The 8553-nt window shown below is 71.3% G+C and carries 9 protein-coding genes and 2 tRNA genes; 2 read left to right on the top strand and 9 right to left on the bottom strand.

Going from position 1 to position 8553, the window contains the following annotated elements; all coding sequences use genetic code 11:
- Window positions 1-181: 181 nt before the first annotated feature.
- The 4 genes from JI746_RS23945 to JI746_RS23930 are packed head-to-tail and all read right to left on the bottom strand — an operon-like array spanning window position 182 to window position 3954.
- Complete coding sequence (locus JI746_RS23945) at window positions 182-796, bottom strand: DUF2894 domain-containing protein (protein ID WP_201692812.1); 615 nt, start codon at window positions 794-796, stop codon at window positions 182-184.
- The gene (locus tag JI746_RS23940; protein ID WP_201692811.1) at window positions 793-1446 is read right to left on the bottom strand and encodes an OmpA family protein; all 654 of its coding nucleotides are present in this window, start codon (window positions 1444-1446) and stop codon (window positions 793-795) included. Before JI746_RS23940 ends, JI746_RS23945 begins: the two co-directional genes overlap by 4 nt.
- Window positions 1447-1468: 22 nt before the next feature.
- A complete protein-coding gene (locus tag JI746_RS23935) occupies window positions 1469-3181 on the bottom strand; it encodes a hypothetical protein (protein WP_201692810.1) in 1713 nt (570 codons plus the stop codon).
- On the bottom strand, window positions 3178-3954 hold the full coding sequence (locus JI746_RS23930) for a DUF3348 family protein (protein WP_201692809.1): 777 nt from the start codon (window positions 3952-3954) through the stop codon (window positions 3178-3180). The genes JI746_RS23935 and JI746_RS23930 overlap by 4 nt, the downstream gene beginning before the upstream one ends.
- Window positions 3955-4208: 254 nt before the next feature.
- On the opposite strand from JI746_RS23930, the gene JI746_RS23925 reads away from it, so the two are divergent.
- Together JI746_RS23925 and JI746_RS23920 are read left to right on the top strand one after the other, a co-directional pair.
- Window positions 4209-4616: a hypothetical protein gene (locus JI746_RS23925; protein ID WP_201692808.1), complete on the top strand. Its 408-nt coding sequence runs from the start codon at window positions 4209-4211 to the stop codon at window positions 4614-4616.
- A 194-nt stretch (window positions 4617-4810) separates the two neighbouring features.
- Entirely contained in the window at window positions 4811-5167 is a 357-nt protein-coding gene (locus JI746_RS23920; protein WP_201692807.1) for a hypothetical protein, read from the top strand.
- Between the two features lie 105 nt (window positions 5168-5272).
- Here JI746_RS23920 and JI746_RS23915 read toward each other — a convergent pair.
- The 5 genes from JI746_RS23915 to JI746_RS23895 all read right to left on the bottom strand — a co-directional run bounded on the left by JI746_RS23915 (window position 5273) and on the right by JI746_RS23895 (window position 8461).
- Window positions 5273-5348: transfer RNA gene (locus tag JI746_RS23915), tRNA-Lys, on the bottom strand.
- A 10-nt stretch (window positions 5349-5358) separates the two neighbouring features.
- A tRNA-Ala gene (locus JI746_RS23910) sits at window positions 5359-5434 on the bottom strand.
- A 70-nt stretch (window positions 5435-5504) separates the two neighbouring features.
- On the bottom strand, window positions 5505-6845 hold the full coding sequence (locus JI746_RS23905; RefSeq protein ID WP_201692806.1) for an NAD(P)H-dependent oxidoreductase: 1341 nt from the start codon (window positions 6843-6845) through the stop codon (window positions 5505-5507).
- Window positions 6846-6866: 21 nt separating this feature from the next.
- On the bottom strand, window positions 6867-7769 hold the full coding sequence (locus JI746_RS23900; protein ID WP_201692805.1) for a phytanoyl-CoA dioxygenase family protein: 903 nt from the start codon (window positions 7767-7769) through the stop codon (window positions 6867-6869).
- Entirely contained in the window at window positions 7766-8461 is a 696-nt protein-coding gene (locus tag JI746_RS23895) for a GntR family transcriptional regulator (protein ID WP_201692804.1), read from the bottom strand. Before JI746_RS23895 ends, JI746_RS23900 begins: the two co-directional genes overlap by 4 nt.
- Window positions 8462-8553 lie beyond the last annotated feature (92 nt).

The following is an 8553-nucleotide window of genomic DNA, read 5'->3' as shown; positions in this document are numbered from 1 at the left end:
TTAATCCGTCCAAACCGCTCGGAAATGCCGAATTCGTCCGGGAAACACAGTACGAACTTGACGGAATAATCAAGAAGGGCTGGGGAAAGTGCGGGGGTCGTCTCCACCAAAACCGGGGAAATTCCCCACTTGCGGCCCCACGGCTGTCGCTGCAGCGCTGTCGCTCCGACGATCGGGGCGCTCAATCGTCGCTGGAGCGACGTCTTCGGCGGGCGGCAGCGGCCTTGCCCGTCCGTGGCTGGGGCTGCGGCTCACCGGCCTGCTCGAGCCACTGGAGCGATTCCACCAGCGTGAGGAAGCGCCGCAGGTAGGCCGGGGAGAGCTCCCGCATGAGGGCCATCGCATGCAGCACCAGCGCGTGCGAGTTGAGCGGGCCGGCATTGACCGGCCGGCGCTCCAGCGCCTGCGCCACCTGGTCCAGCGTCCGGCCGGCCTGCCAGGCGTGGCGAAAGCGCCGCGCGCCTGCCAGTTCGAGCTCAGGCCCGATCTCGCCCGGCGCGAGGCGCGCTGCTGCCGCGTGAAGCAAGGAGGCCTCGAGGCTCGCCAGCGGGCTGGCCCCGGCGCCGGGCGGCGCGGCAACGGCCGCGGCCTGGGCCGGCGCCCGTGCCGCCCGTTGCTCGAACTCGGCGATGCCGGCAGCCAGCTTGTCGTGCAGCAGCGCGCGCACGGGTTCCGGCTGGGCCTGCGCGCGCCGCTCCAGGGCCTCCAGGAAATGCAGGCGCACCGGGTCGATCCCGGACGCGCCGGCTTCGCGCAGCGCGGCCAGGCGGGCGGCCGGGTCCGGGGGTGCGTTCATTTCGCCGCGGTCGCCGGCGCCGGCGCGGGGCTGGCGCGCGGCACCGGCGCCATCTCGACGCGCCGGTTCAGCGCCCGTCCCTGCTCGCTGGCATTGGAGGCGACCGGCTGTTCGGGCCCGAAGGCCGCCGCGAACACCTGCGAGGACGGCATGCCTTCCTCGATCAGCGCCCGCGTCACCGTCAGGGCGCGCTGGGCCGAGAGCTCCAGGTTGTCGGCGAAGCGGTGGTTGCCTTCGCGCAGCGGTTTGTCGTCGGTGAAGCCGCTGACCATGAGCATCTCCCTGCGCTCGCCGAGATAGACGCGCAGCGGATGCACCAGGCTGCGCAGGATCTGCCGGCCTTCCGGCCGCAAGTCGTCGGAGTTGACGGCGAACAGCACGCTGCCGCTGATGCCGATGCGGCCGTTGTCCAGGGTCACGCGGCCGGAGGCGAGCGGGATGGCGAGCGCCTTCTCCAGCGCCATGCGGCGCTGCTCCTCGACCCGGCGCTTCTCCACTTCCTGCTGCAGGCTGGCCACCAGGTCCATCTGCACGAACAGGACGCCGATCAGCACCAGCACGAAGGCGCCGACCAGGCCGGCCATCAGGTCGCCGAACACCGTCCAGACCGGCGCCTCGACCGCGAGCTCGCCGTCGTCCGCCTCGGTCATCGGGCCCCCCATCGCCACGCGGTCACGCCGGTTCCCCGTCCGCCAGCGCCAGCGCGCTGCCCTTGCGGGCGCCCTGCAGCTGGCGCAGGTTCTCGATCAGGCCCTGCTGCGAGGCGATGCTCAGCTCGATCACCTCCCGCGCCTGCGCCACGTAGTACGCCAGCTGCTCGTCGCTGCGGGCGGTGGAGCGCTGCAGCGAGGCTTCGATACGCTGCAGCGCTTCGGCCAGCTTGTCGTTGCCGGCCTGGAACGACTGCACGCCGTGCGCGAACGATTCCGCCACGCTGGCGAGTTCCACCGCGCCGGCCGCCAGGTGCGCGCTCGTGTCCGCGGCCTGGCCGGCCTGCGCCTGCAGCGCCTCGACCCAGCGCGCGCCGGCCTGCTCCAGCACCGAGGAGGCCGACGCCACCATCGCGTCCATGGCGGCGCGCTGCTCGCCCGAGGCCTGCTGCAGGGACTGCAGCAGGGCGCCCAGCCGCTCCAGCAGGTCGGTACGCTCCTGCAGCGAAGCGGTGTCGCGATCGGCGGCCCGGCTCACTTCCTCGCGCAGCTGCGCGATGACGCCGGCCGCGGCCTGCGGCACTTCGGACGCGGTCTGCAGCAGGCGGGTGATCGGTGCCTCCAGGGCCGTTCCCAGGCTGGCGAGGTGGCGGGCGACCGCCGCTTCGAGTTGGCCGAGCCGCTCGACGGCCGCCTGTCCCCGCGCGTCTTCCTGCTCGCGCAGGGCCGTGAACTCGGCGCGCCAGGCCGTCGCCAGCTGGTCCATCCGCGCGTGCTGCGCATCGGCCTGGCCTTGCGCCACCTCGCCGAGGCGGGCGTGCAGGCGCTGCGCATCGCCGGCCAGCTGCGCCATCGTGGAGGCGATCACCGGGCGGATGCTGTCGCCGGCCGCGCGGGCGCCGTCGGCAAGGCTTGCCTGCAGCGACGTCCCCACGCGGTCGGCCAGCATCTCATAGGCGCCGCGCACCTCCCCATGGAAGTGCTCCTGGCGCGCCGAGAGCTGTTCGTCGAGCTGGCGGCTGCGCTGCTCGATGCGTTCCATCATCGTCTCCAGCCGGTCCACCAGCGCCGGCAGCGCGTGCGCCTGCTGCTGGATGGCCTGGAAGGTCGCGTCGCGCCGGTGGGCCAGGGAAAAGGGTTGCAGCACGGTGGCGATGCGGCCTTCGAGCTGGCGCGCGAGTTCCAGGCGCTCGCGCCGGGCGATCGCCGCCATCAGGCCCAGCATGGCGGAGGCGGCCACGCCGGCGACCGAGGTGCCGAAGGACAGGCCCAGGCCCTTGATCGGCGCCGCCAGGGCGGAGCGGATCGCCTGCAGGTCGGTCGAGCCTTCCAGCGCGAACACCGCGCCCTTGAAGGTCACCACCATCCCGAGGAAGGTGCCCAGCATGCCCAGCATCACGAGCAGGCCGACCAGGTAGGGCGTCAGGGCCGGGCCGGGCAGGCCGGCGCGCTCGCCCTCGATGCGCAGGCGCACGGCGTGGCGCAGGGTGGGCGGCACCTGCTCCAGCCAGGCGCCGAGGTCCGGCAGCGGCTGCGGGATGGTGGCGAGCGCGCCGGCCAGCCCGGACGTCGCCGCGCGGAACTGGCGCAGCTCCTGCGCCCCCAGCAGGTAGACCGCGCCGATCACCAGCGTCATCGCCAGGGCCAGCCCGCTCGACCCGACGAAGCCGGTGGCCACCCAGGCCACCGCCGCCAGGCCGATTCCGAAGGCGGCCGCAAAAAATCGCTTGCTCATTGCTGTTCGTTCAATTCGTTGCCCAGGGCCTCGACCAGGCCGATGGCGGGCTGCAGGCGCAGCTCCAGTTCCGCCGCCAGCAGCTGGCGCCACTCGCCGGCAAAGCGGGCGAGCCAGCCGCCGGGCTGGCGCCACCCGGCCGGATCGTCGTGCTGGCCGCTCTCCTGCAGCGCCTGCAGCTGCGCGGCGCGCAGTTGCGCAAAGCGCCGCTCCATGCGCTCGGTGATGCGCGCCAGCAGCTTGTGCTCGCGCGCGGCGAGGACCTGCTCCATGGCCGCGTCCAGCGTCGCCAGCTTGCGCATGCGCGCCGAACCCTGGGCCAGCGCCTGCCGCAGGTGCTCGCGCAGCGGCGGGATCATGAGCTCCATCTGCCGCTGCAGCTCCAGGTGGCGCTGGCGCCACGGCGCGTAGCTCGCGTCGGCGGCGGCTTCTTCCGGACGGGCGGCGGCGCGCGCGAGGCGGCGCAGGTCGGCCGGCGTATGCGCCGTCTCGATGACCGGCCCCGGCTCCTGCGCAATGGCGCGCACGAGCACCGAGCGCACCCGCTCGACGTCCTCGGCCAGCGATGCCGCCCCCGGCTTGCGCCAGCGGGCCGGCGCCGCCGCGCGCACGCTGGCGATCGCCTGGTGCGCGGACTGCAGCCGGATCGCCGCGAAGGCGTCGACCCACAGGCTCAGGCGCTCGGCCACGTCGGGGCCGGACGGCTCCGCGACGGCGGGCGTCCATTCGCCGAGGAGGCGGACCAGCGTCGAACTGCCGAAGGTGCTGCGCAAAAGGATCCTCCGCACCATGCGGTGCGATGCACATTCCGAAACAAGGGGGGTGGCGCAAGGCCGGCGCCCGGCGGCGGATGTCCGCGCGAAAGCCGTGGCGGAACCCGTATTAGAAACGATCCGGCCGGCGCCCCCGCCAGCCCCGCCGGAGCCGGCCGGCCGCCGTGCACTTTTCCCGGCCCCCGGGCGCGGGCGCAAGTGCTACGCTGGTCCGCACCCTGACAACGCCCGCCTTCCTGGCGGGTCCGACAGCCATGCGGATCATCCTTGCGCTTTCCCTTGCTTCCTCCCTCCTCCTGGCCGGTTGCGGCACGGCGCTGACGGGGCGCGCCGTCGCCGGTGCGGACTGCGAACGCGCCGCGGTGCCGCCGGGGGCCGTCTTCGGCGTTCGCGACCGGATGGACATCGCCACCTGGCCGCCGGTGATGGCCCGCGGCGTCACCGGCTGCCAGCGGGTCTGGTGGGGCGAACGCGCCCGGCCCGAGGCGATGCAGGTCCTCGCCACTTATTACTACGAAGGCGGCCGGGTGCGCCGCCTCACCGGGCGCGTGCCGAACGGGGCGGCGTACGACTGCACGTACCGCGAGGGCGAGCTCGACACGGCGCAGTCGCAGAACCCGGCCCAGTGCCCGCGGGCCTCGGAAATCGAGGCCGGCCGCTGAAGGCCGGCTGCAGGACAGGCGGCCGGCCGCCACTCCTTGGACGCTGAGCTTCGAAGGCTCGGCACGGGATCTTGCCGGTTCGCCTGCCACACGGCTCGCCCGAGGAGTCCCACTCCGACCCTCGCCGTGGGCCGACTGCCCTGGCCGGTGCTCGACCGGATGCTGTGGCCATGTCCTTTTGAGGAGAGATCGACATGAAGCACAACAAATTGATTGCAGCACTGGCCACCGCAGGGAGCCTGTTCGCCGTGGGCAGCGCCCATGCCTTCGCGCCTGCCGTGGCGGCAGGCCTCGCCGCACTGGCGGGGGCGGGTGCGGCAGCCGCGAACAACCAGGGCGACCAGGCGCAGCGCGAATACCAGGCGCAATTGGCCCAGGAGCGGCCAGCGATCGCCATCGCCCCGTCGAACTCGACGGCGGTGCTGGGCGGTCCGCCGGCGCAGATCCAGATCGCGGGTCCGCAGGATGGGGACCGCTGGAACGCAGGCCACTTCGAGATCCAGAACGGCGTCTCGACGTGGGTGCCGGGGCACTGGGAGCCGGGTCACTGATCGGGAGTGAGCCACGGAAAGGGGCACGCGAGTGCCCCGTCGTTTCCGACAGCCCCAGGAAAAAAGCCGCTACGGATTCCGTAGCGGCTTTTCATTTTGTCCGGGTGGTGGGTCCTGTAGGATTCGAACCTACGACCTACGGATTAAGAGTCCGCTGCTCTACCAACTGAGCTAAGAACCCCCGGGAATTGTGGTGGAGAGGAGGAGGATCGAACTCCCGACCTTCGCATTGCGAACGCGACGCTCTCCCAGCTGAGCTACCCCCCCACAACGAACGCCATTGTAGCAAAAGCCGCGCAGCACTTTGCGCGACCCCGTTGCAATGAGTGGATCGCCGTCAGCGTGCGAACAGCGACTCCATTTCGCGCCGGATCCGGTACGCGTGCGTGCTCGTGTCCATCGCCACGTCGGCCCAGCTCAGGCTCTGGCCCTTCTTCACGGCGCGCACCAGCTTCACGTCGTGCGCCAGGCCCAGCGGCAGCCCGCCCATGCGCACCGAGGCGTCGGCCGGCAGCAGCTTGCCCCACACCGTGTAGCCGCCCTCGCCGTCGAGCACTTCCCCGGGCTGCAGGTCGCGCTTCGCGGTGGCCACCACGTCGGCGTTCCAGCAGTTCGGCACGCCTGTGCCCTCGCCGCGCAGCGCGACGCTGGCGACCGACACGCCCACTTCCAGCCCGATCAGGTGCCAGCGCTTGTACAGCGTGAAGTAGCGGCCGCCCGGATCGGTGTGCGCCTTGTATTCCTCGAAGCAGTTCCGGATGTATTCCGTCTCGCCTTCCACGGTGACCCACACGCCCATGCGGATCTCGTACGGAATCGCGCGGCCGTCGGCCTCCAGCGAGGAGATCACTTCCACCATGCCCTTGCGTTCGAGCACGCCGCCTTCGGAGCGCGGACGCGTGACGAAGGGGATGTCCTCGATGCTGGCCGGCGGGTAGAGCAGGCCGTTGGAGGGCACCGACAGGCCGGTGGCGTTGGCCACCGCGGTGCTCTCGATCGAGGGCTTGGAGCCGTCGAGGAAGCTGTTGAACATCTTGGGGTTGAGGCCGCCGCGCTGCGCCTGCTCCGGCGTGAGGCCCCAGTTGTTCCACACCGTCTCGGGCGTCGATTCGCTGAAGTGCGGCAGCCACTTGTGGCCGCGGCCGGCGGCCACCACGGGGAAGCCGCAGGTGCGTGCCCAGTCGACCAGGTCGCAGATCAGCGCCGGCTGGTCACCGAAGGCCAGCGAGTAGACGACGCCCGCTTCGGCCGCCCTGCGCGCCAGCAGCGGACCGCAGAACGCATCGGCCTCCACCGTCACGTTGACCACGTGCTTGCGGTGGGCGAAGGCCTGCAGGCAGTGGTCGACGGCGGCGATCGGGTGCCCCGTGCACTCGACCACCACGTCGATCGCGGGATGGCGCACCAGGGCCTCCCAGTCCTCGCCGACGTGCGTGGCGCCGGTCCTGAGCGCCTCGTCGATGGAGCTGGCCTGCGTACGCTCCGCCTTCCAGCCGACGCGCGCGAGGTTGTTGCGTGCGCCGGTCGGCGACAGGTCCGCGATGGCGGCCAGGTGCACGCCGGGGGTGTTGGGCACCTGCGCGAGGTACATGGAGCCGAACTTGCCGGCGCCGATCAGGCCGACGCGGATCGGCTTGCCCTCGGAGGCGCGTTGCTGGAGTTTCGCGTGCAGGGACATGGAACTTCTCCTGGGCCTCGCCTACGCGGGGATGACGGCTCGCGCCGTCTCTGTGTTGATCGGGTCGATGGTGTCGGAGGACGTGGCGAGCGCACTGGCCGGCATGCCGTCCTTCCAGGGCAGGTCCACCGGGTAGGGCTGCAGCAGGCAGTCGTCCGGCAGGCAGGCGATGGGCGTGAAGTCGCGGTGCGCGATGTATTCGGGCCGCTTGAAGCGGCGGATGTGGTTGGAGACGGCGCACAGGCTCAGGTACACGCTCACCCGGTTCCACGGCGACAGGTTGCTGGTCGACGCGTGCACCAGGCAGCTGTGGAACAGGATCATGGAGCCGGCCGGGCCCTTGGGGCTGACGATGCCGCCGTTCCTGCCGCCGGCGCGTTCGACCAGCTGCGCGATCAGTTCGCCGGAGACGGTCCACAGCGGATAGCTGGTGGTGGTGAGGTCGTGCCTCGCCTCGACCACGCCCTTCCTGTGGCTGCCGGGGATGAACATCAGCGGGCCGTTGAACTCGTTGACGTCGTCCAGGAAGATGGCGACGTTCATCGCCCGCTCGGTGGGCATCATGTCGTCGTTCAACCAGGTGCCGTAGTCCTGGTGCCACTGCCAGACGTCGCCCTCGAAGGCCATCTTGCCGTTGATCTTGAACTGGTGCATGTAGACCTCCTCGTCGAAGAGGTCCATCACCGGCTGCACCATGCGGGGGTGGCGCGCCAGCCGGGCGAAGGGCTCGCTGTACAGGTGCGCGGCGAAGTTGGTGCGCACCGCGTCGCTGCCCTTCTCGCGCACGTTGAAGGCTTCGCGCCGGGCATAGAGCGCCGGCACGGCGGTGTTGAGCGTGCGGGTCTCCTCGGGGCTGAACAGGCCGGGGAAGAACAGGTAGCCGTCGCGGTCGAACTGTTCGCGTTGGGCGGGGGTGAGTCTCACGGTTGTCTCCTGGGGTCGGGCGCGGCCGCGGGATGGAGGACCTGGTCCAGGCCCTCGGAAAGCTTGTCGCTGGCGTGGCGGCCGTGGTCCTCGATCAGGCGCGCGGCCTCGGCCGCGCGGCCGCCGGCGATCGCCTGCGCGATCGCCTCGTGTTCGTCCCAGACCTGTTCGCGCTGGGGCAGCTGCTGCAGCACCGCACCCATCACGCGCCGCAGGTGGCGCCAGTGGAGCTGCGCACTTTCCTCGATCAACGGGTTGCCGGCGGCGCGGTAGAGGGCGACGTGGAAAGCCAGGTCGGCATCGATCATGGCCGTGACGTCGTCGCCGCGCGCCGCACGGCGCCCGGCCTGCAGCAGCGCGGGCGCGATGCGGAAGCGCCGCTCCGCGGCGAGGCGCGCGGCGAGCGCATCGAGCGCGCCGCGCACCTGGTAGACGTTGCGGATCCACTGGGCATCGAGGGCGGCCACCTGCAGGCCGCGGCCTGGGGCGTCCTCGACGAAGCCGTCGCGCTTGAGCAGGCGAAGGGCCTGCAGCACGGGCTGCCGCGAGACGGCGAGCTGCTGCGCGATCTCCTCCTGCCTGATGCGCTGTCCGGGCGCGAGCGAGCCGCCGCTGATCGCGTCACCGAGCGTGCGATAGACGCGCTCGACGAGGTCGGGCGTCGCTTCGAGCTGCACGAGTTGGGCTGCCATGGGCTGCGTATTCTGTATACCGAATACGTTTACGTCAAACTGACGCTCTCAACCGTAGGCTGACAAATTGTGACAGGATGTTGCAAAAGGGG

Source organism: Ramlibacter alkalitolerans (assembly GCF_016722765.1).
Lineage (GTDB): Bacteria > Pseudomonadota > Gammaproteobacteria > Burkholderiales > Burkholderiaceae_C > Ramlibacter > Ramlibacter alkalitolerans.
The sequence above is the reverse complement of the archived record's forward strand: the minus strand, read 5'-3'. Positions and strand labels throughout refer to the sequence as shown.